18 protein-coding genes are annotated in these 25,243 nt (G+C 56.0%); 6 read left to right on the top strand and 12 right to left on the bottom strand.

Going from position 1 to position 25,243, the window contains the following annotated elements; translation table 11 throughout:
* From rseP to rpsB, 8 genes are all read right to left on the bottom strand, one after another.
* Positions 1 to 1,317 (bottom strand): RIP metalloprotease RseP (gene rseP, locus A1355_RS17495; RefSeq protein ID WP_064030548.1); only part of this gene is annotated, 1,317 nt, incomplete at its 3' end.
* A 2-nt stretch (positions 1,318 to 1,319) separates the two neighbouring features.
* Positions 1,320 to 2,504, bottom strand: a complete 1,185-nt coding sequence (gene ispC / locus A1355_RS17490; RefSeq protein WP_064030547.1) for a 1-deoxy-D-xylulose-5-phosphate reductoisomerase — start codon at positions 2,502 to 2,504, stop codon at positions 1,320 to 1,322.
* Positions 2,501 to 3,424: a phosphatidate cytidylyltransferase gene (locus A1355_RS17485; protein WP_064030545.1), complete on the bottom strand. Its 924-nt coding sequence runs from the start codon at positions 3,422 to 3,424 to the stop codon at positions 2,501 to 2,503. Before A1355_RS17485 ends, ispC begins: the two co-directional genes overlap by 4 nt.
* A 38-nt stretch (positions 3,425 to 3,462) precedes the next feature.
* Positions 3,463 to 4,227 carry an isoprenyl transferase gene (locus tag A1355_RS17480; RefSeq protein WP_064030543.1) on the bottom strand — a complete coding sequence of 255 codons (765 nt, stop codon included), beginning with the start codon at positions 4,225 to 4,227 and terminating at the stop codon, positions 3,463 to 3,465.
* A gap of 12 nt (positions 4,228 to 4,239) precedes the next feature.
* Positions 4,240 to 4,797, bottom strand: a complete 558-nt coding sequence (gene frr / locus A1355_RS17475; protein WP_064030541.1) for a ribosome recycling factor — start codon at positions 4,795 to 4,797, stop codon at positions 4,240 to 4,242.
* A 5-nt stretch (positions 4,798 to 4,802) separates the two neighbouring features.
* Complete coding sequence (gene pyrH, locus A1355_RS17470) at positions 4,803 to 5,522, bottom strand: UMP kinase (RefSeq protein ID WP_064030539.1); 720 nt, start codon at positions 5,520 to 5,522, stop codon at positions 4,803 to 4,805.
* Between the two features lie 141 nt (positions 5,523 to 5,663).
* On the bottom strand, positions 5,664 to 6,548 hold the full coding sequence (gene tsf / locus A1355_RS17465; RefSeq protein WP_064030537.1) for a translation elongation factor Ts: 885 nt from the start codon (positions 6,546 to 6,548) through the stop codon (positions 5,664 to 5,666).
* A gap of 131 nt (positions 6,549 to 6,679) precedes the next feature.
* A complete protein-coding gene (rpsB, locus tag A1355_RS17460) occupies positions 6,680 to 7,423 on the bottom strand; it encodes a 30S ribosomal protein S2 (protein ID WP_064030535.1) in 744 nt (247 codons plus the stop codon).
* Positions 7,424 to 7,639: 216 nt separating this feature from the next.
* Between rpsB and map the strand changes: the two genes are divergently transcribed.
* Both map and glnD read left to right on the top strand, forming a co-directional pair.
* Positions 7,640 to 8,452: a type I methionyl aminopeptidase gene (map, locus tag A1355_RS17455; protein WP_082885618.1), complete on the top strand. Its 813-nt coding sequence runs from the start codon at positions 7,640 to 7,642 to the stop codon at positions 8,450 to 8,452.
* 5 nt (positions 8,453 to 8,457) lie between these two features.
* Positions 8,458 to 11,088 (top strand): [protein-PII] uridylyltransferase, encoded by a 2,631-nt coding sequence (glnD, locus tag A1355_RS17450; RefSeq protein WP_064030531.1) that lies wholly within the window; start codon positions 8,458 to 8,460, stop codon positions 11,086 to 11,088.
* A 5-nt stretch (positions 11,089 to 11,093) separates the two neighbouring features.
* On the opposite strand, the gene A1355_RS17445 is transcribed toward glnD, so the two are convergent.
* Positions 11,094 to 12,314 carry an FAD-dependent monooxygenase gene (locus A1355_RS17445; RefSeq protein ID WP_064030559.1) on the bottom strand — a complete coding sequence of 407 codons (1,221 nt, stop codon included), beginning with the start codon at positions 12,312 to 12,314 and terminating at the stop codon, positions 11,094 to 11,096.
* A 269-nt stretch (positions 12,315 to 12,583) separates the two neighbouring features.
* Between A1355_RS17445 and A1355_RS17440 the strand changes: the two genes are divergently transcribed.
* The 4 genes from A1355_RS17440 to hypF all read left to right on the top strand — a co-directional run bounded on the left by A1355_RS17440 (position 12,584) and on the right by hypF (position 23,552).
* On the top strand, positions 12,584 to 18,064 hold the full coding sequence (locus tag A1355_RS17440) for a glutamate synthase-related protein (protein ID WP_064030529.1): 5,481 nt from the start codon (positions 12,584 to 12,586) through the stop codon (positions 18,062 to 18,064).
* Positions 18,065 to 18,206: 142 nt separating this feature from the next.
* Positions 18,207 to 19,946 (top strand): sulfite reductase subunit alpha, encoded by a 1,740-nt coding sequence (locus A1355_RS17435; RefSeq protein ID WP_064030527.1) that lies wholly within the window; start codon positions 18,207 to 18,209, stop codon positions 19,944 to 19,946.
* Between the two features lie 253 nt (positions 19,947 to 20,199).
* Positions 20,200 to 21,240 (top strand): hydrogenase expression/formation protein HypE, encoded by a 1,041-nt coding sequence (gene hypE / locus A1355_RS17425; protein WP_064030522.1) that lies wholly within the window; start codon positions 20,200 to 20,202, stop codon positions 21,238 to 21,240.
* Positions 21,240 to 23,552 (top strand): carbamoyltransferase HypF, encoded by a 2,313-nt coding sequence (hypF, locus tag A1355_RS17420; RefSeq protein ID WP_064030520.1) that lies wholly within the window; start codon positions 21,240 to 21,242, stop codon positions 23,550 to 23,552. The genes hypE and hypF overlap by 1 nt, the downstream gene beginning before the upstream one ends.
* Positions 23,553 to 23,565: 13 nt before the next feature.
* Here hypF and A1355_RS17415 read toward each other — a convergent pair whose 3' ends face one another.
* The 3 genes from A1355_RS17415 to A1355_RS17405 are packed head-to-tail and all read right to left on the bottom strand — an operon-like array spanning position 23,566 to position 25,194.
* Complete coding sequence (locus A1355_RS17415; protein WP_064030518.1) at positions 23,566 to 24,312, bottom strand: phosphate/phosphite/phosphonate ABC transporter substrate-binding protein; 747 nt, start codon at positions 24,310 to 24,312, stop codon at positions 23,566 to 23,568.
* A 15-nt stretch (positions 24,313 to 24,327) separates the two neighbouring features.
* The gene (locus A1355_RS17410; protein ID WP_064030516.1) at positions 24,328 to 24,804 is read right to left on the bottom strand and encodes a PAS domain-containing protein; all 477 of its coding nucleotides are present in this window, start codon (positions 24,802 to 24,804) and stop codon (positions 24,328 to 24,330) included.
* Between the two features lie 27 nt (positions 24,805 to 24,831).
* A complete protein-coding gene (locus tag A1355_RS17405; RefSeq protein WP_064030514.1) occupies positions 24,832 to 25,194 on the bottom strand; it encodes a roadblock/LC7 domain-containing protein in 363 nt (120 codons plus the stop codon).
* Between the last annotated feature and the right edge of the window lie 49 nt (positions 25,195 to 25,243).

Here is a 25,243-nt window from a genome sequence, read left to right as displayed (position 1 = left end):
CATCATTAGTAAAAACATGCCGACTTGTTGAAAATACATTTGGATCTTGTCCGGCAACGGCCGCCCGCGCAGGGCTTCGACCAGATAAAACAGCAGGTGGCCACCATCCAGCACCGGTACCGGCAACAGATTGAGGACGCCCAAGCTGACGCTGACCAAACCGAGAAATTTCAAAAATGCCGTTAGGCCCATTTCCGCCGACTGACCGGCATATTGGGCAATACTGATCGGACCGCTCAAATTATCGACCGAAGCCGAACCCACCAACATTTTGCCCATCATTTTCAGCGTCGCGGTCGCGTAAAACCAGGTCCGCTCCAAGGCCAACGGCACCGCTTCCCAGGGGCTTTTAGACGACTTGACCAATACCGAATCGCTCAATTCCTTCGGAATGTAGACGCCCGCGCCGATCTTGCCGATCTCCCGGCCGTCCTCCTGATGTTCGCGGCGCGGCGTTAGCGTCAATGGCAGAGTTACGTTGTCGCGCTCTATCAGCAACTTGATCGGTTGATCCGGTCTAGCCTGCACATAATCAACCCACTGTTGCCATTCGCCGATCGGATTGCCATCGGCGCTAAGGATCAGATCGCCGCTCAACAAACCGGCCTGCTTGGCGACACCGTCTTCAAGCAGTTTACCCACTACCGGCTTGACGACCGGCATCCACGGCTTTAGGCCCAGGCGTTTGTGTAACACTTCCGGAGAGTCGACGTCGCTGGGCTGTAATTGCAACTGTCTGACCTGCCGGCTATCGTCGCTGGTTTTGACCGCGACATCGATTTGCGTCTGACCGTCGATGGCCAACGATAGCACGGCATCCAAGGCATCCATCCAGGTCGGGGTGTCCTTGCCGGCCACGCCGACGATTTCTTCGCCAGCCGTGAAACCGGCAGCGGCCGCCAAGGAATCCGCTTCGACACCGCCAATCACAGGTCTAACGCCGACTTCGCCCAGCACCAGCACGGTCCAAAACAAAACCACGGCCAGCGACAGGTTAGCCAACGGGCCGGCCGCGACAACCGCTGTTCTGGCCCACAAGGGTTGACGGTTAAACGCATAGGGTAAATCCTCGGGACTCACCTCGCCTTCGCGCTCGTCGACCATTTTGACGTAGCCGCCCAACGGCACGGCGGCAACGACGAACTCGGTGTCATGGGGCGATTTACGCCAAGTCCAAAGTGGCTTGCCGAAACCGATGGAAAAACGAATCACTTTGACACCGACTTTACGCGCCACCCAGAAATGACCGAATTCGTGAAATGCGACCAGAACCGCGATAGCGACGATGAAATAAAAGACGGTGTGCAGAGTATCCATGGTTAGGCGGTCAATTCGGCAATGATGTCGTTAGCGACTTGCCTTGCTTGACTGTCGGCCCGCAGGATCAGTTCCAAACTATCGGCGCTGTCCGCTTGAAACCTCGCCATGCCGCGCTCGATAACTTTGGCGATATCGGTGAACTTGATTCTTTCGTTCAAGAACGCGTCGACCGCGACTTCGTTGGCGGCATTCAACACGGTCGGCATGATACCGCCGGCCTTGATCGCTTCGTAAGCCAGGCGTAGGCAGGGGAAGCGGTTTAAATCGGGCTGTTCGAAGTCCATGTGCTTAACCTCGAAGATATTCAGCGGCGCGACGCCGGAATCGAAGCGTTCCGGCCACGCCATCGCGTAGGCGATCGGCGTACGCATGTCCGGGTTGCCCATTTGCGCCAATACCGAACCGTCGACGTAATCGACCATCGAATGGATGATGCTTTGCGGATGTATTACGACTTGGATCGCATCCGGGTCCATGTTAAACAGCAAACAAGCTTCGATCAGCTCCAACCCTTTATTCATCATCGTCGCCGAATCGACCGAGATTTTCCGGCCCATATCCCATTTGGGATGCGCTACCGCCTGTTCGGGCGTGACGGCATCCAGATCGGCGATCGGCGTTTGCCGAAACGGTCCGCCGGACGCGGTCAACAAAATACGTCGGGCTTGCTTGGCGGTATGCCCGGTCGCGTAACCGGCCGGCATGCATTGAAAAATGGCGTTATGTTCGCTATCGATCGGCAACAGCGTCGCACCGGAGTCGGCGATCGCTTGCATAAAAATCTGCCCGGACATCACCAAGGCTTCCTTGTTCGCCAATAACACGGTTTTTCCGGCCTTGGCGGCCGCCAGCGTCGGCAACAAACCGGCCGCGCCGACGATCGCGGCCATGACCGCGTCGACGCTATCCAGCGTTGCCACGGTTTCCAGCGCCTCGGCGCCGGCCAGCACGGTCATGTCGGCGATCGGCGACCCGGCGATTTTGGCTTTAAACGCGTCGGCATTGGCCGGGTTGGCGACGACCGCGTAATCAGGCTTATGCACCAGACATTGCTGATACAGTGCTTCGATGTTGCCGTTGGCGGTCAGCGCGACGACGCGATATTGATCGGAATGCCGCGCGACGACATCCAGCGTGCTGACGCCAATAGAACCGGTCGCGCCCAGTATGCAAATACCTTTCATGAGTAAAAAATCCGGCCGATCAATAAAATACCCGCATAGAAGAACGGTGTCGCGGCGACGATGCTGTCTATCCGGTCGAGCACGCCACCGTGGCCCGGCAACAAGCTGCCGCTATCCTTGACGCCCTTGCGGCGTTTGACCAAACTGAAAAACAAATCGCCATAGATCGAGATCAAAACGGTGAATACCGACAGCATCAACATATCGAAAAACACCAATTCGTCCAGGAACTGCATCATGCCTTCCTGGGCTTGCGCCGATTCGGTGGAAATGGTTTTACCGTAAATAAAGAAGCCGATTCCACAGACTACCGCCGAGACCAACGCACCGTACATGCCTTGTATGGTTTTGCCGGGGCTGATCTCCGGCGCCAATTTGTCGGTGCCCCATTTTTTTCCGGCGAAATAAGCGGAAATATCGGCGGCCCAGATCAACAACAATAAGTAGATCACCATGCCGGACCCGTAATAGGCGCGCAGTTTGCTCAGGAACATCCAGGCCGACATCAACACCAACCAGCCCAGGAAGGCTTGCAGGCGCGGCGAAAATTGGGCCGTCAATAGCTGCGGCCCAGTCTGGCGTATCAGCACCATGGTCAGAATCCAAAACAACACCGGCGCGAACACCAACCATTCCAACACATCGGAATAATCTTTGATTTCCGGCCACTCCATCGCTTCGCTGAGCAACTCCAGCAATTCGGTCCAATAAGTGACGCCGAACATCGGCACGAGCATTGCGCCGAAAAACAATAGCTTACGCCCCAGGCTATCGACGCCGGTCAACGCCAGCCATTCCCAAGCGGCGATAAAGGTAATGATGGCAATAAATAACGAAAACAATAGGGCAGGTAATTTGAAGACGGCAACAATGACCAGTGCCGCCAACACCGAGGCGGTTAAAACGCGTTTCAATAACATGAGCTGATTTTCTTATACTTATGGTTATGGAAAAATCCCTAGCGCACTTTTTGAGCAATGACCTGCTCGCCAGTGTGCCCGAAGCGACGTTGCCTGCCCTTGAAGCTGGCGATCGCTTTATCGAGCGAGGCCTGATCGAAATCCGGCCATAAGGCGTCGGTAAAATAAAATTCGGTATAGGCCGATTGCCACAGCAGAAAGTTGCTGATGCGCTCTTCCCCGCCGGTGCGAATAAACAAATCCGGCTCCGGCAAGCCGGCGGTCATTAGATGACTATCGACCAACTCTTCAGTCACGTCGGACACTTGAATGACGCCGGCCAAAACGTCGGCGGCTATTTTACGCGCGGCTTGGGTAATATCCCAGCGTCCGCCGTAATTGGCGGCTATCAGCAGGGTCAAACCGGTATTCCGAGAGGTCTGCTGCTCGGCTGCGGCGATCTTTTGTTGCAGTTTCTCGGGAAAGGCGTGCTTGTCGCCGATGATTTTCAAGCGGATGTTGTTCTTGTCCAGTTTGTCGACTTCCGATTGCAGCGTCGCCATGAACAATTCCATCAGCAAACTGACTTCGTCCTGCGGCCGGCGCCAGTTCTCGCTACTGAACGCGAACAGCGAGAGCACTTCAATGTGCTGTTTCGCGCAATATTCGACGATTTTTCTGACCGCCTTGACACCGGCGTGATGCCCCATGATTCTAGGCATCATCCGCTTCTGCGCCCAACGGCCGTTGCCGTCCATAATGATGGCTATATGACGGGGATTACCATTATCCACGACCGTTTTTTCGTTGCTGACAGCAGTCATTTCACCTCCCGATTACATCGAAAGCAGGTCGGCTTCTTTCTCTTCAAGATGCTTTTCCACTTCCTTGATGTATTGATCGGTGAGCTTTTGAATTTTATCTTCGGCCTGACGAGCGTCATCCTCTGAAATCAGCTTTTCCTTCAACGCGTCCTTGACCGCCGCATTGGCGTCTCGACGGATGTTGCGTATCGCCACCCGTCCTTGTTCGGCTTCGTTTTTGACGATCTTCACCAGATCGCGGCGGCGTTCTTCGGTCAGGGCCGGCAACGGCAAGCGTATCACCGTACCTTGAGTGGCGGGATTCAATCCCAATCCAGACGACAATATGGCTTTTTCAATAGCGCCGACCATGCTTTTTTCCCAGGGTACGACTTTCAGGGTACGCGCGTCTTCGACGGTGACGTTGGCCACTTGGGACAGCGGCGATTCCGAACCGTAATAAGACACGCTGATTTGATCCAGCAGGCTGGGATGCGCCCGCCCGGTCCGAATTTTACTGAAGGCTTTCTGCAAAGCCTCTATGCTCTTCACCATTCGGCTCGCGGCATCTTGTTGAATATCGCTGATCATTGTTATTAATTCCTCACGATTAGAGAGCCGATGTCTTCGCCGCGCATCAGGCGCATCACCGCTCCCGGCTCAAAAACATTCATGACCCGCATGGGTAAATTGTTGTCCCGGCATAAGACCAAAGCCGTGGTATCCATCACGTTCAAACGCTGGTCTATGGCTTCGTCGTAGGTCAAACGCGGGTAAAAAACCGCATCGGCCACCTTGTTGGGATCGGCGGAATACACACCCTTGACCTTGGTCGCCTTGATCATCAAATCGGCGTCGATTTCGATCGCGCGCAGACTGGCCGCGGTATCGGTGGTAAAAAACGGGTTGCCGGTACCGGCCGCGAAAATCGCCACCCGGCCTTTTTCAAGATGACGCACGGCCCGGCGCCGGATGTAATCCTCGCAGACCTGATTAATTTTCAACGCCGTCATCACCCGCACCGGCTGACCCAGGTATTCAAGAGCGTCCTGCATCGCCAAGGCATTGATCACGGTTGCCAACATACCCATTTGATCGCCGGTCACCCGATTCAGGGATTCCGACGCCTTTTCGCCGCCGCGCAGAATATTGCCGCCGCCAATTACCAGCCCCACTTGCACGCCGGCGTCGCATAAATCCTTCACTTCGAGGGCTAAGCGTTGGACGATATCCGGATCGATACTGCCGCCCTTCTCGCTCATTAGGGCTTCGCCGCTCAACTTCAGCAAAATTCTTTGGCAAATCATTTGATTCATAATCGAACGTCCGTCGGGAGTTTCAGTTAAAGCAACGAATTGTAGAACATAACCGCGTCGAGTCCCCTCGACGCGCGAACTAAGCGTAAGTTCGGGCGGAAACCGTTCTTGGCTCGGTGCCGGTTTCCGCCTCGGCGCGGCCTAGCCTCTAACTTGCGCCATAACCTCGGCCGCGAAATCTTCTTCTTTCTTCTCGATGCCTTCGCCAACTTCGAAACGAGCGAAGCGTACCGCCGAATTGCCTTTCTCTTTCAAAAGTTGGCCGACGGATTTGCTGTCGTCCTTAATAAAGGCTTGGCCTTGCAACGTAATTTCCGACAAAAACTTGTTAATGCGACCTGAAACCATTTTTTCCACGATGTCCGCCGGCTTACCTTTGATTTTCTCTTCTTGCTGCGCCAAGAAAATTTCTTTCTCTTTTTCAAGGGTTTCCTGTGCAACTTGATCGGCGGAAATGCAAATCGGCTTGCTGGCGGCAATATGCATCGCAATGTCTTTTCCCAATTCGGCATCCGCTTTTGCCAACTCGACGATAACGCCGATTTTGCTACCGTGCAGATAAGCCGCTTGACCGCCATCGGTGGTGGTGTATTTGACAAAACGGCGCACGGTGATGTTTTCGCCAATTTTGGCGATCAATGCCCGCCGGGTTTCGTCCAAGCTGACGCCCGTACTCAACAACATGGCTTGCAAATCTTCGTCGCTATTGACATTGCTGTTCAGCAAGCTGTTGACCACATCGCTGGTGAATCCAATAAAGTCTTCACCCTTGGCCACGAAATCGGTTTCGCAGTTGACGTCGGCCATCACCACGGTTTTGCCGTCTTCGGAGACTTTGACGCCGATAATGCCTTCGGCCGCGATACGGCCGGACTTTTTATCGGCCTTGGCCAAACCTGCCTTACGCATGTTTTCGACTGCCAATTCCATATCGCCGTTGGCCTCGACCAGGGCCTTCTTGCATTCCATCATGCCGGAACCGGTACGCTCACGCAGTTCCTTGACCATCGCCGCACTTATACTCATCGTTATTTCCTCAAGTTTATTAACTAAAAAAACGCCTCACTAAGGAGGCGTTTAAAAGACATACGGTACCGGACGCAAATCAAGCACCCGGGAGGGTCCGGCGACAGGGCCGGACACTATCGAAAGTTTGCTTACGCTTCCGCTACGACTTCTTCGACGAAGTCGTCGGACTTGCCGCCGGCATCCATCCGCAAGGCTTTAGCTTCCAAAATCGCCGCGGCCGCACTTTGGCAATACAAGGTAACGGCGCGTATCGAATCGTCATTACCGGGAATGACGTAATCAATGTTGTCTGGAGAGTTGTTCGAATCGACAACGCCAACCACGGGAATGCCCAATTTCTTGGCTTCCATAATGGCATTTTTTTCGTATCCGACATCCAAAACGAAAATCGCATCGGGTATGCCGCGCATATCCTTAATACCGCCCAAGCTACGCTCCAGTTTATCCAGCTCGCGCTCCATGCCCAGGGCTTCTTTTTTGCTGAAGCGTTGATACAGTGTGCCGTCGGCTTTCATCGCTTCCAGTTCCTTCAAGCGATTGATCGATTTCTTAATGGTCTTGAAGTTGGTCAACATGCCGCCCAACCACCGATGGTTGACATAAGGCATGCCGCAACGCGCCGCTTCTTCAGCCACGACTTTACGGGCAGCTTTTTTGGTACCCACGAACAATATGGTACCTTTATTAGCGGTCATTTGACCTAAATAGTTCATCGCATCGTTGAACAACGGCAAGGTGTGTTCCAGATTGATGATATGAATTTTGTTACGAGCTCCAAACAAATATGAAGCCATTTTGGGGTTCCAGTAACGGGTTTGGTGACCGAAGTGCACACCCGCTTCCAGCATTTGACGCATTGACACTGCTGCCATTTACTTCTCCTAAAATTGCCGAATAATTCGGCGTTGGGTTACGCCTCCACTGATCCCGACCGGTGACCCGACTTTTCTAAAAAGGCGAGCACCCCACCGATCGTGTCGATAAGTGTGAGTATTGGTTACTTGGTGAACTTACCTTTATACCATGATCGCGTTTTCCCAACAAGCTTAAACCTGCTAGACTGCGCTGCCTTAGCGGCGCACTCCGCGATGCGATCCAGCGCAGCTCCTTGTTTTTTCAACCATTACAACCCTCGAATGACTATCAGCATTAAGAACGCCGACGAAATCGCCAAAATGCGCGTGGCCGGAAAATTAGCCGCCGAAGTACTGGAAATGATTGCACCGCATGTCGTTGCCGGCGTGACCACCGAAGCACTCGATAAAATTTGCCATGATTACATCGTGGACGTTCAACACGCCGTACCGGCACCACTGAATTATCGCGGCTTTCCGAAATCGATCTGCACGTCGGTCAATCACCAAATCTGCCACGGCATTCCGAGCGAAAAGAAACTAAAAAACGGTGACATCGTCAATGTCGATATCACGGTCATCAAGGATGGCTACCATGGCGACACCAGCAAAATGTTTTGCATCGGCGATGTCAGCCCGCACGCCAAGCGCCTGGTGGACGTCACGCGCGAATGCCTGATGCTGGGGATTGCCGAAGTCCGCCCCGGCAAGCATTTTGGAGACATTGGGCATTCGATTCAAAAACATGCGGAGGCCCATCGTTATTCGGTGGTCAGAGAGTTCTGCGGGCACGGCATCGGCAAACAATTTCACGAAGAACCCCACGTCATGCATTTCGGTAAGCAGGGCGAAGGTGCGATGTTCGAGCCAGGCATGATTTTCACGATAGAGCCGATGATCAACCTCGGCAAGCGCCACATGAAAATCCTCGGTGACGGCTGGACCGCAGTCACCAAGGATCACAGCCTTTCAGCACAATGGGAACACACGATTCTGGTCACCGAAACCGGCCACGAAATACTCACCCTGAGGCAAGAAGAGCTGTGAAAGGCATGTGGTTTTCCGAAAACGACTTTCTGAGTTGTTTCGGCGAAGAGAATCCGGTTGCCTCGTTCAAAAGCGCCATCGCCAAGGAAAACGCACATTTAAAGCTTCGCTTCAATCCCGACAAAGCAACCACCGGACTACTGACCGAGAAAGCCCATTTCATCGACAACTTGCTGCAAGCCTGCTGGAAGCACTTCATGGGAGCTTGCGATACTCACCACGGCTTGGTGGCGACCGGCGGTTACGGGCGCGGCGAACTGTTCCCCTACTCAGACATCGATATATTGGTACTACTGGACCCTGCTTGTGCCGAAGATTATCGGGAAGCCGTCGCCGGGTTTGCCAACTTCCTTTGGGACATTGGCCTAAAACCCGGACTAAGCACCCGCAGCGTTGCCGAATGTCTACAAGCCGCGGCAGCCGACCAAACCGTGTTTACCAGCTTGCTGGAGATGCGTCTGATCGCTGGCAGCACAACGTTATTCGAAACCTTGAAACAGCAAGTAAATTCCGACACGCTCTGGCCGTCCGAAAAATTCTTTCCGGCCAAACTCAGCGAACAAGAACGCCGCTACGCCAAGTTTCACGACACCGCTTACAATCTTGAACCCAACATCAAGGAAGGCCCCGGAGGCCTGCGGGATCTGCAAGTCATCAGTTGGGTATTCAAACACCACTACAAAGCCGCGTCGCTACGCGAACTCATCAAATACGGCTTTCTACCCAAATCCGAATACGACAATCTGATCACTGCCCGCGACATACTCTGGCGTTTACGATTTGCGTTGCACAACCTGACCGGCCGCTGCGAAGACCGTTTGCTGTTCGATTATCAACGCGAGCTCGCCGCCCAACTCGGCTATTTCGACGCGAACGACCAGCCGGATGTCGAGCAATTCATGCAATTTTTCTTCAAGACCGTCGTCGATATCGAGCGACTCAACGAAATGCTGTTGCAATTGCTCAACGAAAAACTGATCAGCAACAAGGAAAGCTTGAATCCGATCCCGATTACCGCGAATTTTTCGTCGATCGACGGCTACCTGGAGGCCTCCAACAAAGATGTTTTTCAAAAACAACCGCTGGCGTTACTGGAAATATTCTTGATTTTGCAACAATCGCCGTCGCTAAAAGGTATCCGCGCCAGCACGATACGGTTAATCCGAAAAAGCTTGCCCTTGATCGACGAAGAATTCCGGCAAAACAAGCGCGCCAACCGTTTGTTTATGGACATACTGCGACAACCGCGCGGCATCACCCACCAGCTCAAGCGTATGAACCGCTATGGGATACTGGCGGCCTACTTGCCGGACTTCGCCAATATTGTTGCCCGCATGCAGTACGACTTGTTTCATATCTACACGGTCGACGAGCATACGCTGTTCGTGATTCGTAACCTGCGCCGCTTTTCGCTGGCCAAGCACAACAAGGAATTACCGTTTTGCAACAATATTTTCCTGCTGATTTCCAAGCCGGAAATTTTGTATATCGCCGCGTTGTTTCACGACATCGCCAAAGGTCGCGGCGGAGACCATTCGACATTGGGCGAAACCATCGCCCGCCAGTTTTGCCAACAGCACGAGCTGCCCAGCTCAGACACCAAGATCATCACTTGGCTGGTTCGCAACCATTTGCTGATGTCCATGACCGCGCAGCGCAAGGACATCAGCGATCCCGACATCATTCACGACTTCGCGCTGCATGTCGGCAGCATCGAATACCTGAACTACCTGTATCTGCTGACCGTGGCCGACATTAGGGCGACCAATCCCAGCCTTTGGAATGCCTGGAAAGACGCGTTACTAAAAGAACTGTATATTTCGACACATCAGGCGCTGCATCGCGGTCTGCTCAATCCGATGGCCAGATCGGAACGCCTCGAGGAAAACCGCAAGGAAGCCCGAGAGGAATTGATAAAGCTCGGTTTATCGCCGACATCGATAGAACGTTCTTGGCAACACGTCAGCGACGATTATTTTTTACGATACTCCGGCGACGAAATCGCTTGGCATACGGTCGCGATTGCTGCCTGCCACGACCACGAATTGCCCCTGGTGCTGTTGCGCCCGCAAACCCTGCGCGGCAGCGCGGAAATCTTCGTGTACGCCCGCAACGAAGTTCAGATTTTTTCGATCTGCACCGCGACGCTCGATCAATTAGGCCTCACCATCCTCGACGCGCGGATCATCACAACCGCCGACCAATACGTCCTGAACAGCTTTCAAGTCCTGGAACAGTCCGGCAAACCGATTACCGATTTGCACCGGGAGGTGCATATCTGCACATCATTACGTCACGGACTGCTAACCAAGACCGTCAAATCATCTAAAAACATCCACAAGCAATCGCGGCAAGCCAAGCACTTCCCAATCAAAACCACGCTGACCTATCTGGAAAATCCGTCGCATAAGCATACGATACTGGAATTGGTGACAACCGACAGAGCCGGTTTGCTATCGACCATCGGCCGCGCCTTTACCGAACAAAACATCCAGCTGCACGACGCGAAAATCACCACAATAGGCAGCCGAGCCGAGGATATGTTTTACATTAGCGCACTGGACGGCACGCCCATTACCGATCAGCACCAGCGACAAGCGTTGCGCGATACCATACTGCAACTACTGAGCGGCTAAATGCGCTAACCCAATAACAAACGTTCGCCGCGAGCCAATTTTGGCAGCCGACCATCCAATCCCATCGCCGCCCTCATCACCTTATTCCGAGCCGGAGAGATACGTTGCGCCAACCCGAGGCCCAAATTACGTAAAACCTTTAAAGGCAAGATGTCGTTGCTAAACGATTGATAAAACACATCCATCACCGTCATCATTTTCAGATTTTCGTTACGGCGCATCCGTTCATAGCGCTGCAATACGGCCGAATCGCCGATCGCCTTGCCCTGTTTGCCGGCTTCGATCAGCACTTCGGCCAGCGCGGCGGCATCCAACAAACCGATATTGACGCCTTGACCCGCCAGGGGATTGATCATGTGCGCGGCATCGCCCACCAAGGCGACGCCTTGCTTGAAGTAATGCTGTGCATGTTGGCGCCGTAACGGAAAACTGGCGACACCCAACACTCGCTGGATTTCCCCGAGACAATCCGGGAAGGCACCCGTCAGTTCGCGCTTCAACTCTTCGACGGGCAATGCCTGCAAACGCTTAACTTCGTCGGGCGAGTTATACCAAACCAGAGAAGCAAAATGGCCGGTCAGGGGCAGGAACGCTTGCGGTCCGGACGGGACAAAGCGTTGCCAGGTGATATCTTGTTGGGGATATTGAGTCTCGACGTAGATCACCAGCGCATGCTGGTTATAATCCCAACTGGTGACCCCAAGCCCAACCGCTTGCCTAACCCTGGAATGACCTCCATCGGCCCCGACCAACATGTTTGTGGCGATTTTGGTGCCATCGGCCAACGTCAATTCCGTCCGGCCTGCTAGATAGTCGATAGCCTCGATCGAACACGGCGCGAGCAGCTCGATATTGGCGAAACCCGGCAAGCGCTCCAGCAAGGCCAACTGGGTGACGCGATTTTCGACAATGTAACCCAACTCCGACGCATTGATATCCTTACTGTTGAAGGTGGTGTCGCCCGCTGTTTCCCAAACGCGCATGCGCTGAAAAGGGCAGCATCGCTTGGACTCGATACCCTGCCAAGCGCCCACCATCTCGAGTATGGTTTTGGACGCAATACTCAACGCAGACACTCTTAAATCGTGCGGTTGTTCCGGCGCAAACGGTTCCGGCAAACGGTTTTCGAGCAGAGCCACCTTCAAGGCGCTACCGCCCAGACAGCAGGCGACCGCCGCACCCACCATTCCGCCACCCACAATTACTACATCGTATTGTTGTTTCATCATTTTTTATAGTGTGTTGCCGTTTATGCAATGGATTTGAAGCCGGCTTGGCCGGCCCCAGGAATGACAGGCTCTAGCGCGCATGGTATCATTGGAAAGTTTCACCAACCGAAAGCCACCTTGGCCAACGAGAACTGGTTGCGACGACTAGCGCAAAGCGAACTTCTCAAATATAGTGACTCTATCACGCGGTCGATTTAAAAACCATAAACCTGCCGGCAGGCCACTTCGGGTGGTTCATTAATCAGGAAGACAGGATCTGGATAGCTATGAATACACACGCCCAGAAAAACAACACATTCATGCTCTACGACGCGGACTTATCGCAAGACAGTTGCGGCGTGGGCTTCATCACGCGCAAGGATAGCAAACAGACTCACGAGTTATTGCTGAAGTCGCACGAGGCCTTATGCACGATCCCGCATCGCGGCGGCATGAGCGCCGAGGGCATCGGCGACGGCGCCGGCGTGAATATCGACCTGTCTTTGAAGTTTTTCCGCAAGGTCACCGGCGATGCAACGCTGGAACTGGGTCAATTCGGCGTCGCCAACTTCTTCTTCCCGGAAGATCACGCCCATTACGATTCCGAAGCACAAAAACTGGTCGAAGAACATCTGAAGGAATTCGATCTGCCGGTCATCAAGTGGCGTGAGGTGCCGGTCGACCATTCGGTCTTGAATACAGCCTCTGTCAAGGCTCAACTACCGATCAAACAACTGATTTTCGGCCGCCCCGCATCGTTGAAGGATGCTAGCCACGAGCTGTTCGAAAAACATATTCAGCAAGCGCTCCTGACCATCGAAGTTGACGGTTTCGGCCGCCCGGAATTGCGCGGATTTTATCCGTTGTCGATGAGTTCGCGCACCCAGGTTTATAAAGGCCGTCTGAATTCGTTTGAAGTTATCCCATACTTTATCGACCTATACGACGCCGACCACGAAATCAGCACGCTGTTTTTCCACACCCGCTTTTCGACCAATACCGCGCCGGCGACGATGATGGCCCAGCCGTTCCGCTACATGGCCCACAACGGCGAGTTGAATACCGACAAGAAAAACCGTCTCAGTGAAAACGCCATTGCCCGGCAAAATAACAAACACATCGTATTTCCGTGCGGCCAGTCCGATTCCGGCCGCCTCGACCAAACCCTGACTCGCCGCATCAACGAAGACGAACTCGACATCGTCACCGCGATTCTGGCGATGATGCCGCCAGCCTGGGAAAACGACCCTACTTTGTCCGATGACGTGCGCGCGATGCTGGAATATTTCAGCTTGTACGAAGAGAAAAACGACGGTCCGGCGGCACTGATCTTCAATGACGGCGTCCGTGTCGGCGCTCGCCTCGACCGTCTCGGGCTACGCCCGTTACGTTCGGTGGAAACCCAAGAATATTTGGCGGTGATGTCGGAGGCCGGTCAGATCGATTTCCCGCCGGAACAAGTTCTGCGCCGCGGCCGGATCGAAGCCGGCGGGATGCTGTATTTCGATCACGGCACCGGCGAGTCGTACAACAGCCATCAGGTCATGGAACGCCTGGCGAAACAGAAAGATTACAAAGCCCTGTTGGCCCAGCGGTGCGCTCACATGAACGAACTGCCGAAAGTCGAATTGTCCGAAATCGGCAACGACCACGAACTAAACATTGATCAACGCCATACCGCCTATTCGCTGAATCAGGAAAGCTTCAAATTCCTGCTTGATCCGATACTGCAAACCGGTTTGGAAAAAGTGTCCGCGATGGGTTACGGCCTGACTCCGAACGCGCTCAGCGCGGCCGAAGGCGGCATGTCGCGCTATTTTAGCCAACGTTTCGCCCAGGTCACCAACCCACCGTTGGATTCGTTGCGCGAGAGCGACGGTATGACCCTGCGCGTCGCGCTGGGTGCGAAACCTACCTTCGCGCCGCCGACCAGCAAGCAATTGATGGTCGACTCGCCGATCCTGCAACGCACCCAGCTTGAGCAAATCCGTCGGCAAAACCAAGTTAAAACCGTCACCCTGGACGCGCTGTACACCCCGAATTTCGACGATGCCGCCCAAAACGAGCTGGCTCTGGAACAAGCCCTGCTCGCGGTGTGCGAACAAGTGGAACAGGCCGCGCGCAACCATACCGGCATCATCATCCTTAGCGATGCCAATATCGGCAAAACCAAGGCAGCGATCCCAGCCCTGCTAATGATCGCCGCCGCCAATCAGCATCTGGTCAAACAAGGCTTGCGCTTCAACTCGTCTATCGTCATGGAAACCGGCCAAGCCGCCAGCCCGCACGACGTCGCGACGATCTTGGGCTTCGGCGCGTCGGCGATTTGTCCGCTCAGCGTGCATAACCGGGTGATGACCGAATACGGCGACGAGGCGGGCCGCAAGAAAGCCTTGTACAACTTCCAGAAAGGCGTCGAAAAATCGCTGATGAAAACCATGGGCAAGTTCGGATTGTGCACCGTGGAAAGCTACATTGGCGGCGAGTTCTTCGAATCCAACTATCTGGACACCGACGAGCCGAAACTGAACGCCTACTTCCCCAACATCAACTCGTCGGTCGGCGGCGTGCGCTACGCCGACATCGCCGCCAGCAACACCGAATGGCACCACAAGGCGCTGTCGGTGCAAGGCGAGAACGACATTCCGTTCCTGGGCCTGTTCAAGGAACGTCAGGATGGTGCCGGCCACACCTTCGGCAATACCGCGGTACGCGAATACATCGCGATGACCGACGAACCTATTTTATATATAGCGCGGGAGCAGGCTAACGAAGCGAGCGACACCGCTTACCGCGATTTCGGCTACGATAAACGCACGCCGGAGCAGATCGACGCCTTCGGCATTACCCCTGCGTATCGCAGCTTCGCTCGCAATTTGACGCTGGAACGCGCCAATCGCCCCGCCGCGTTGCGCGATGTGATGGAGTTTCCGGTCGACATCAGCGCCGCCGACACCCAAGCCGAATTCGATCGCCTATTGGGCAGCCAAAATCTGCTTGGCAACAACAATTTTCTGGTTCGGGGCCTGAAAGTCAACCAAATAGATAATTCGGTTTTCAATGTTAATTTTACTGAAAATAGCAGTAAAGCCCGTCTGGAACCGCTAGCGGCACATCTGAAAGCCCGTTTCTCCAGCCAGGATTTCAGCATCAATATCGAAACGGATACGCTAAAAGTAGTGGTCAACGATGGCGACAGTTCGATCTACCGCTATTTGAGTAACGTCCGCACTGCCCGCGAGCGTCTGGATTTGAGTCAAGTCCAACCGGCTCACGAAATTACTCCGACGTTCGCCTCCGGCGCGATGAGTCACGGCGCCTTGCTGGCCGAAGCTCACGAAGCCGTCGCCCAAGGCACCAATATCGCCGGCGCCATGAGCAACTCCGGCGAAGGCGGCGAACATTCCAGCCGCTTCGGCACCCTCCGTTCCAGCAAAATCAAACAGTTTGCGTCCGGCCGCTTTGGCGTCTGGGCCGGCTATCTGGCCGACCCTAATCTGGAAGAAATCGAAATCAAGATCGGCCAGGGGGCCAAACCAGGCGAAGGCGGTCAATTGCCCGCGCCGAAAGTGTCGGTCGAAATCGCCGCACTGCGCGGCGGCACCCCCAAAGTCGAGTTGGTCAGCCCGCCACCCCACCACGACACCTACTCCATCGAAGACTTGGGCCAATTGATTCACGACGCCAAAGCCGCTCGCGTCCGCGTGGTCGTTAAACTGGTGTCGTCGGAAGGCATAGGCACTATCGCGGTCGGCGTCGCCAAAGCCGGTGCCGACGTCATCAACGTCGCCGGCAATACTGGCGGCACCGGCGCGGCGGCGGTCACCAGCCTGAAAAACACCGGCCGTTCGCCGGAAATCGGCATTGCCGAAGTGCATCAAGCGCTGGCCGTCAACGGCCTGCGCGATAAAGTGATCTTGCGTTGTAGCGCCGCCCACCAAAATGGCGCCGATGTGGTCAAATCCGCGATTCTCGGCGGCGACTCCTTCGAGTTCGGCACGACCGCGCTGATGATGTTGCGCTGTGTGATGGCGAAAAACTGCAACATTCGCTGCCCGGCCGGCCTGACTACCGCGCACGAAGAATTCAAGGGCGATCCGCGCGTGTTGGCGCAATTCTTTATGAATTTGGCCCATGAAGTCCGCGAGATCCTCGCCGACCTGGGTTACACCAGCTTGAAAGAAATTCGCGGTAAAACCGAATTGCTGCATTTGATCGACCATCCCAGCATGGTCGGCCAAATTCATTTGCAGAAGTTACTGGCCGAAGTACGGGAAGTCAAAATTGCCCAACCGGTCTATCTGGAAAAAGACTTTGCCATCGACGACCGAATTTTCCCGCAAGTCAAAACCGCGTTGTTCCAGCAAGGACTGAAACAAATCGTCATCGAAGGAGACGAGTTCAAACTCAACAACCGCAATAAAACCGTCGGTGGCCAAACCGCGATCGACCTGGAGCGCTTTTTGGCCTACGAAATGAGCGCCGAGCAAGTCGCCGCCTCCAAAATCGTTTACACCAACCAGCACGGCCGCCGCTATCTAGCTGACGACACGATCATCGTCCGTACCCACGGCTCCGCGGGCCAAAGCTATGCGGCCTTTAATAACGACGGCATGCGAATGGAACACACCGGCACCTGCAACGACGGTGTTGGTAAAACCGCGTGCGGCGGAGTTATCGTCATCAAATCGCCCGGTGGCGGGTCTAAGCTGCCCGGCGAAAACGTGCTGATCGGCAATTTCGCGTTATTCGGCGCATCCGGCGGCAAAACCTTCATCAACGGCGAGGCCGGCGACCGCTTCGCGGTGCGCAACTCCGGTGCGATGGCCGTCGTCGAAGGCGTCGGCGACTTCGCTTGCGAATACATGATCAATGGCGCGGTGTTGAATTTAGGCGGCTTCGGCAAAGGTTTCTGCACCGGCATGTCCGGCGGCAATGCCTACCAATACGACCCGGAAAATCGTCTGGAAGACCTGTACGACGCCACGTCCGTGTCTATCCACGGCCTCACCGACGGCAGTGAACTCGCGGCCAGCCATGAACAGTTCGTTCTGTACATGCTGGAACAACATATCGAACACACCGGTTCGGAAAAAGCGAAAACGATTTTGAACAATTGGGCAGACGAGCGCCAGCACTTCAAATTCGCGCTGCCGTTGTGGTTGAATCGCACCCAAACTGCTGAGTTTCTCAGTAAATCGATGGATCGCAAGGCCATGATCGAGGAATTATCGGTCGCCCTCGCCCAGCAGCAAATCGAGCAAATCAAACAGGCTTATACCCGTGATAAAGCCCTGTTCGATGGTGCGATTCCCGCTTACGGCGAAACCGACGGCGAATTGACCTTGAAATTGATCAATAGCTACGCTGTCATCGACAAGGCGCAACAAATCGCCCGCGACCAGCTCCAAAAAGCAGGGCAAACCGCCACGCCGGCACAGGTCGATCAACAGGCCCGCAAGCTGGTGATGGAACGGCCACGCAAGTTACAAGACGCGCTGATCAAAAATATCCGCGAGGCCTATAGTCAATACGACGACGGTCAATTAGCGGCATTGATGGCGGCAAAGCGCCTGAACGATTACAAGACCACGCTGATGCTGCGCGATGTACAAAGCATCTACTCGATCGGTTCGACTGCCTGGATCATCGAGCAAGACCGTGTCAATCGCGCGGCATTGGTCAACTTACCTTCGGTCGACAAAAACCTGGCCAGCCTGGAAAGCCTGACCATCGTCCAAAACATGCTGGAATGCGAGGCAGCGTAACCGAAATCGAAGTGGACCAGGTTAACCTAGGCCGCAGTCCGGCTATCTCGCCTTTGCGCCGGGTAGCGTTCCCCTCGATCCAAGCTACGTTGATTTATATAGAGACCGGACCGGCGCAAGCCGGTCCCAAGTTGGTAGAGAAATGAAATCACCTTTTATCCCTGAAAACGCCCCCTACTCCGACTCACAACGTGCCTGGCTCAGCGGTTTTTTCGCCGGCATGCACAGCCATATGCTTCACAGCGCCGGCAGCGTCAATTCCGCCAACGCCCGCAACTTACATATTCTGTTCGGCAGCCAGACCGGCAATTCCGAATCCCTGGCTCACGACGCCGCCGCCCGCGCCAAAAGCCACGGTTTGGTTCCCATCGTTAAAGGCATGGACGAAATCGAAATCGGTCAACTAGCAAATATCGAATACCTATTGATCATCACCAGCACCTATGGCGAAGGCGCCATGCCAGACAACGCCGAAATGCTCTGGGAAGCCGCCAGCGGCGACAGCGCCCCTCGCCTGGAAAAACTCAATTACGCGGTATTGGCGCTGGGCGATACCAGCTACGATTTGTTTTGCCAAGCCGGCAAGGACTGGGACGAACGCCTGCAAGCCTTGGGAGCCAACCGCTTGTTCGAGCGGGTCGATTGCGATGTCGATTTCGAAGCGCCCGCCGAACAATGGCTTAGCGAAGTGATTCCGTTGATGGCCGACGGCGCCGAAACCGTCGCGGTTGTCGATACCGAGGCTCAGCCAAGCAAATCTCAATACAACCGCAAAAATCCATTCCCGGCCAAACTGTTGGTCAATCGCTTGTTAACCGCCGGCGACTCGTCCAAGGAAACCCGCCACTACGAAATATCGATCGCCGGTTCCGGCCTGAATTACGAGGCGGGCGACGCAATGTGCGTGGTACCGACCAACTGCCCGCTACTGGTGGCCGATCTGGTCAAGGCCCTGGGTTGCAGCGGCGCCGAGGAAGAACCGGTAAACAGCGAACTGATGACGCTTTCGGAAGCATTGCGCACTCACTTCGAGATCAAAACGCCAAGCAAGGAGTTGATCGAGGAAATCGCCAAACGCTCTGGCGATCAGGAACTCAACGCGCTGCTGCAAGCCGGCGACAAGGACAAACTCGCCGATTACCTGTGGGGTCGCGACACGCTGGATCTGCTGATGCAGTTCCCAGGCGTCGAATTTTCCGCCGCTGAATTTCTGCGTCTGCTAAAGCCGTTGCAACATCGAGCCTACTCGATCTCGTCGAGCAGCAAGCAACATCCCGATGCCGTCCACCTGACCGTCGCCAGTGTGCGCTACGACGCCCACGGCCGGCATCACAAGGGCGTCTGTTCCACCTATCTGGCCGATTTAGTCGATGAAACCACCGATGTGCGGATTTTTTTCACGCCGAACAACAATTTCCGAGTTCCGAGCGACGACAATTTGCCGATGATCATGGTCGGTCCCGGCACCGGCATTGCCCCGTTCCGCGCCTTCTTGCAAGAACGCCAAGCCCGCAAGGCCAGCGGCAAGAACTGGCTGTTTTTCGGCGACCGTAACGCCGCGACGGATTTCATTTACCGCAACGAAATCGAGGCGATGCAAAGCAACGGTCTGCTGACCAAGCTGGATCTGGCCTTTTCCCGCGATCAGGCGGAAAAGATTTACGTCCAGGATCGCATGAAGGAACACGGTGCCGAGTTGTTCGCCTGGTTGGAACAAGGCGGTTATTTCTTCGTGTGTGGCGACGCCTATCGAATGGCCAAGGACGTCGATCAAGCCTTGCACGACGTGATCCGCGAACACGGTAAAATGACATTGGTCGAAGCCGTGGAATACGTCAACCAATTGAAAAAAGACAAACGCTACGTCCGCGACGTTTATTGACAACATGGGCGAGCTGCCGGTTAGAAACCGACAACTCGCCGGTCCAGTTCCTCGAGCCGCCAGCAACGCCGATTCCATTCGAGTCTGGCTAAACCTAGCCGTTGGCAATGCGGCGATTTTCCGCCGGTTTTGGCCGAAACATCCTTCCTCCGCCCGACAAAATCCCGTTCGATCGACCCCGTATTCGGCTAAAATCGCCGGCTGATCCCGGCGCATCCGTGCCGGATACCATCAATTTGATAGGACGGCTAGCGTGGCCCATTCTGCTTACAATTTGAACTTGACATCCGGCCAGGTCGATCTCAGTCACGGCGGTGGCGGCCGGGCAATGGCGCAATTGATCGATGCCTTGTTTATCAAGCATTTCGACAACGACTTATTGAAGCGCCGCAACGACCAGGCTGTTTTTCAGGTCCCGGCCGGCCGGCTGGCGATCAGCACCGACGGCCACGTGATCTCGCCGCTGTTCTTCCCAGGCGGCGACATCGGCGCGCTCGCGGTGCATGGCACGCTGAACGATGTCGCAATGTCGGGTGCCCGGCCCTTGTATTTGGCGGCCGGGTTTATTCTGGAGGAAGGCCTGGCGCTGGCCGATCTGGACCGTATCGTCGCCAGCATGGCCGCCGCCGCCAAAGCCGCCGGCACTCCGGTGGTGACAGGCGACACCAAGGTCGTCGAGCGCGGTAAGGGCGACGGCGTATTCATCACCACGACCGGCGTCGGCATCGTGCCGGACGGCGTTGATATCGCCGGTGACCGCGCCGAGCCCGGCTGCGCGGTGTTGGTCAGCGGCAGCATCGGCGACCACGGCGTGGCGATCATGGCCGGCCGCGAGAATCTGCAATTCGGGACCAGCATCGTTTCGGATTCGGCCGCGCTGCACGGCTTGGTAGCGGATATGGTGGCCGCGGCGCCGACCCGGATACGCTGCTTGCGCGATCCGACCCGCGGCGGCTTGGCCACCGCACTGAACGAACTGGCCGAGCAATCCGGCGTCGGCATCGTCGTCGACGAAAACCGCATCCCTATTAAGGCCCAAGTCAGAGCGGCTTGCGAGATTCTCGGCCTCGATCCGCTTTACGTCGCCAACGAAGGCAAGCTGGTCTGTATTTGCGAAGCCGACGCCGCCGAAACCTTACTGAACACGATGCACAACCATCCGTTGGGTCGGGATGCCTCGATCATCGGTACCGTCGTCGCCGATCAACACCATTTCGTGCAAATGACCACCGGCTTCGGCGGCCGCCGTATCGTGGATTGGCCCGCCGGCGAACAACTGCCGCGCATTTGCTGATGCCCGGCCTGGCGATCCGGGCGCGCGGCGTGGTGCAGGGCGTCGGTTTTCGACCGACGATCTGGCATCTGGCCAAAACATACCATTTGACCGGTTCGGTCTGGAACGATCAGGAAGGCGTGATGATTCACGCCTACGGCCCTGCAAGCGTGTTGGCGGAGTTCGCGGAGGCGATTCCCAAGCACCTGCCGCCGCTGGCCCGATTGGACGCGCTGGAAAGCGCCGAACTGCTCGGCAGCGCGCCGGACGAGTTCCTCATCGTCGCCAGCGCCGGCGGCCGCGCGGCCGATACCGTCATCGCGGCCGATGCCGCCACTTGCCCGGCTTGTCTGGCAGACATTGCCGATCCCGGCAACCGCCGCTATCGCTATCCTTTCACCAACTGCACGCATTGCGGTCCGCGTTTATCCATCGTCCGCCGCGTACCTTACGACAGGCGCCATACCAGCATGGCCGGTTTCGCGATGTGCCCGGAATGCCTAAGCGAATATCAAGACCCGGCCGACCGGCGCTTTCACGCTCAAGCCAATTGCTGTCCGGTATGCGGCCCCAGATTATGGCTGGAAGACGGCAAAGGCCTCCTCCCCGGAGATCCTATCGATCAGGCCGCCGCCGCGATCCGCGCCGGACGGATCGTCGCGATCAAAGGCTTGGGCGGATTTCATTTGGCTTGCGATGCCGCCAATGCCGAGACGGTGCGCCGATTACGCCAGCGCAAGCGCCGCTACGCTAAGCCGTTTGCGTTGATGGCCGGTAGTGAGACGATGTTGCGCCGCTACGCCGAGTGTTCCTCATTGGAAAGCGCCGCGCTGCAATCCCCGGCCGCGCCCATCATGGTGCTAACGGCAGCCGGCGCCGGGCTGGCACCTGAACTCGCCCCCGGCGACGATAAACTGGGCTTCTTGCTGCCCTACACGCCACTACATCATTTGTTGATGGCCGTGCTGAACACGCCCATCGTGCTGACGTCCGGTAATGTTAGCGACGAACCGCAATGCATAGACAACGCGGCGGCCCGCGCCGAATTAACCGACATCGCCGACCTGTGGCTGATGCACGACCGCGATATCGTGAATCGCTTGGATGATTCGGTGGCGCGGCTAGTGGACGGCGAAATTCGCTTGTTGCGGCGGGCGCGCGGCTACAGCCCGCAAGCGTTGATTCTTCCCGTCGGCTTCGAGCAGGCGGACGGCGTTCTGGCAATGGGCGCCGAATTGAAAAACAGTTTTTGCCTGATTCGGCGGGGTCAAGCCATCGTCTCGCAGCATATCGGCGATCTGGAAAATACGGCGGCGCAGCGTGATTACCGGCAAACGATTGATCTATACCGGCAGCTGCACGGCTGCACGCCGACACGGATCGCGATCGACCGCCATCCCGGCTATCTGTCCAGTGCTCACGGCCGAGAGCTTGCCGCCGCGCTACCCGCCGAGCTGAACGAAGTCCAGCATCACCACGCCCATCTGGCCGCTTGTCTGGCCGAGCACGCCGCGCCATTGACCGGGCCGCCGGTGCTGGCGGCGATATTCGACGGCCTGGGTCTGGGTGACGAAGGCAGTCTATGGGGCGGCGAATTTTTCTGGGGAGGCTACCGGACTTGCCGGCGTCTCGCGCATTTTGAAGCGATCGCCCTGCCCGGCGGCACGCAGGCGATTCGGGAACCGTGGCGAAACGCATACGCTCAGCTCGCGCACTATTTCGCTTGGCCCGACCTGATCGCCGAATACGGCGGTCTGGATATCGTGCAATTGCTGAATCGCAAGCCGTTGGCAACTTTGGACGCGATGATCGCAAAAGGCTTGAACTCGCCACCGGCTTCATCGTGCGGGCGATGGTTCGACGCGTTTGCAGCCGCACTTGGCCTTCACGCCGAGTTCGCCGATTACGAGGGCCAAGCGGCAATCGCATTGGAGACCTTGGCCGGCCCGGCATTTTTCGGCGAGCGAGCTTATCCGGATGCTTGGACTTTGGCCCAAACCGGCGAGAGTCGGGTACTCAGTTGGCGCGGGTTGTGGCTGGCGGTACTAACCGATTTACGCGACGGTACCGATCTAGCCCGCGTGGCGGCCCGCATTCATCACACATTGATCGACGCCGCATCGGCAATCTTATCTACGTTGGCAACAACCCACCCGGCGGATACCGTGGTGCTGAGCGGCGGCGTGTTTCAGAATCGTTTGCTATTGGAAGGTCTATCGGCGAAGTTGAGAACCGCCGGCTTTCAGGTGTTGGCACCGCGCGCCTATCCGGCCAACGACGGTGGTCTAGCGCTGGGTCAGGCGGTCATCGCGGCGGCGGCGGCAGCGCGATGACCCGAACGAAGGCTCAAGTATTCAACGTCTCCATCAAATCGATCATGAACTCCATGTCTTCGTCCTCCAGAGCTTGCCAACCGGAAAATCCTAGGCTTTCCAGTACGCCGGGGCCCTTGTCTTCCTCGGCCATCCGCACCAACAGATCGCGAATCTCCTGGCGCCGCTCGGCCAGACGCGGGCCAACCAGCAGTGCGTGGTTGATGACGCTGATCTGACTACGCACCAACACCCGTAGTTGTTTTTTGATCATGCCGGATAAGTTGTCGAAGGCTTCGGCCAAGAAAATGCCGACATCGGCTTCGCCCTTTAGCAGGTGCTTGGCGACCAACACGTAATTGTCGGATAGCAATGCTTGAATGTTGCCGCGGTCCAGATCGGCCGGTTCCAACATGATCATGCCCATCAACCGCACGTCCGGATCTTCGGTGTGGGCGACGCGGATACCCGGCGTCAGATCCGCTACGTCCTGAATCGGGCTGTCGGCGTTGACCGCGATCACCGCCTCATCCGACAAGCCCACCGGCTTGACCAGGGGTAGAAAGCCTTTCTCCCGGACCAGCATCGCCGCGTCGAACGGATTGGCATAGATCAAGTCCACCCCATCGGCCGCGATAGCTTGGTGCAAGCGATGATAATGGTCGTACATCTCCAAATGGATCGCGGCGGCGGTGTGTTTTTGCAGCCACGTATTGAAGATATACCATCCGGACAAACGATCCGGCGCAAAATCGGGACTAACGGTAAACAAATAAGTCATAACGCGTTCCCCTGCTCAGATTAGCGTCGAATAGAGTTGGATGCTGTCTTCGATCTTGCGGCGCGAGGGCTTACGCCTGACCGAGGTATACCCGACCACCTGACCGTTGCGGACGTTGGGAATGACGGTCGCCTTAACCCAATAATAGCCGCCGTCCTTGCGCAAATTCTTCACGTAACCCTGCCATTTTTCGCCGCGCCCGACGGTGTCCCACAAGTCCTTAAACGCGGCGGCGGGCATATCGGGATGTCTTAGCACACTGTGCGGCATCCCGATCAACTCTTGCACGGCGTAGCCTGACATGTCGATAAAGGCTTGGTTGGCGTGGCGAATGATGCCGTCCGGCGTCGTCGTCGAAACAATCAGTTTGCCGTCCGGATACGGGGTTTCCAGTTCGGTATACAGTACTTTACGGCTGCTTCCGTCAAAATAGGTCAGCGTCGTCTCCTTGAAGTCGCCTACGATATCCTCGGGCTTCATATCAGCAATCATGATGCGCTCCACTAGCGTTTGAGGGAATTACAACATTTCGGCGATGCTCTCGGCCGCCCGTTTGACGTCCAGAAATATCAAACCCAACTTGGCGTTAGGCTTGGCCAGCACCGTCAAAACCGCCTCGCGCCCGGCGTAAGTCATTAGCACGTAGCCCTTGTCGCCCTTAATCAACACTTGCTCCAGGCCGCCGCGACTCAACTCCTGCGCGGTGCGGTCACCCAACGACAACATCGCCGCGCTCATGGCGCCAACCCGGTCCTCGTCCATGCTGGCAGGCAATACCGAGGCCATCATCAAACCATCGGTGGAGATCACTCCGGACGCTTCGATGTCCGCCGAAGTGCCGTTCAGCTCGGTCAAGACCGAGGTCAACATGTCTGCTCTCATAGTGTGGTTTCCTCTGTTTTCAGGTGATAAATTAAAACCGCCGGTTTGC

The sequence above is a fragment of the Methylomonas koyamae genome (genome assembly GCF_001644025.1).
In the GTDB taxonomy this organism is placed as follows: domain Bacteria; phylum Pseudomonadota; class Gammaproteobacteria; order Methylococcales; family Methylomonadaceae; genus Methylomonas; species Methylomonas koyamae_A.
The sequence above is the reverse complement of the archived record's forward strand: the minus strand, read 5'-3'. Positions and strand labels throughout refer to the sequence as shown.

What these genes read in the sequence shown, in the direction of transcription:
- map (WP_082885618.1), top strand. Translation starts at nt 7,640, where the DNA reads ATGCGATCCAGCGCAGCTCCTTGTTTTTTCAACCATTACAACCCTCGA.
- A1355_RS17440 (WP_064030529.1), top strand. Translation starts at nt 12,584, where the DNA reads ATGAATACACACGCCCAGAAAAACAACACATTCATGCTCTACGACGCG.
- A1355_RS17405 (WP_064030514.1), bottom strand. Translation starts at nt 25,194, where the DNA reads ATGAGAGCAGACATGTTGACCTCGGTCTTGACCGAGCTGAACGGCACT.
- A1355_RS17410 (WP_064030516.1), bottom strand. Translation starts at nt 24,804, where the DNA reads ATGATTGCTGATATGAAGCCCGAGGATATCGTAGGCGACTTCAAGGAG.
- A1355_RS17445 (WP_064030559.1), bottom strand. Translation starts at nt 12,314, where the DNA reads ATGAAACAACAATACGATGTAGTAATTGTGGGTGGCGGAATGGTGGGT.
- frr (WP_064030541.1), bottom strand. Translation starts at nt 4,797, where the DNA reads ATGATCAGCGATATTCAACAAGATGCCGCGAGCCGAATGGTGAAGAGC.
- pyrH (WP_064030539.1), bottom strand. Translation starts at nt 5,522, where the DNA reads ATGAATCAAATGATTTGCCAAAGAATTTTGCTGAAGTTGAGCGGCGAA.
- A1355_RS17480 (WP_064030543.1), bottom strand. Translation starts at nt 4,227, where the DNA reads ATGACTGCTGTCAGCAACGAAAAAACGGTCGTGGATAATGGTAATCCC.
- A1355_RS17435 (WP_064030527.1), top strand. Translation starts at nt 18,207, where the DNA reads ATGAAATCACCTTTTATCCCTGAAAACGCCCCCTACTCCGACTCACAA.
- glnD (WP_064030531.1), top strand. Translation starts at nt 8,458, where the DNA reads ATGTGGTTTTCCGAAAACGACTTTCTGAGTTGTTTCGGCGAAGAGAAT.
- hypF (WP_064030520.1), top strand. Translation starts at nt 21,240, where the DNA reads ATGCCCGGCCTGGCGATCCGGGCGCGCGGCGTGGTGCAGGGCGTCGGT.
- rpsB (WP_064030535.1), bottom strand. Translation starts at nt 7,423, where the DNA reads ATGGCAGCAGTGTCAATGCGTCAAATGCTGGAAGCGGGTGTGCACTTC.
- ispC (WP_064030547.1), bottom strand. Translation starts at nt 2,504, where the DNA reads ATGAAAGGTATTTGCATACTGGGCGCGACCGGTTCTATTGGCGTCAGC.
- A1355_RS17415 (WP_064030518.1), bottom strand. Translation starts at nt 24,312, where the DNA reads ATGACTTATTTGTTTACCGTTAGTCCCGATTTTGCGCCGGATCGTTTG.
- A1355_RS17485 (WP_064030545.1), bottom strand. Translation starts at nt 3,424, where the DNA reads ATGTTATTGAAACGCGTTTTAACCGCCTCGGTGTTGGCGGCACTGGTC.
- tsf (WP_064030537.1), bottom strand. Translation starts at nt 6,548, where the DNA reads ATGAGTATAAGTGCGGCGATGGTCAAGGAACTGCGTGAGCGTACCGGT.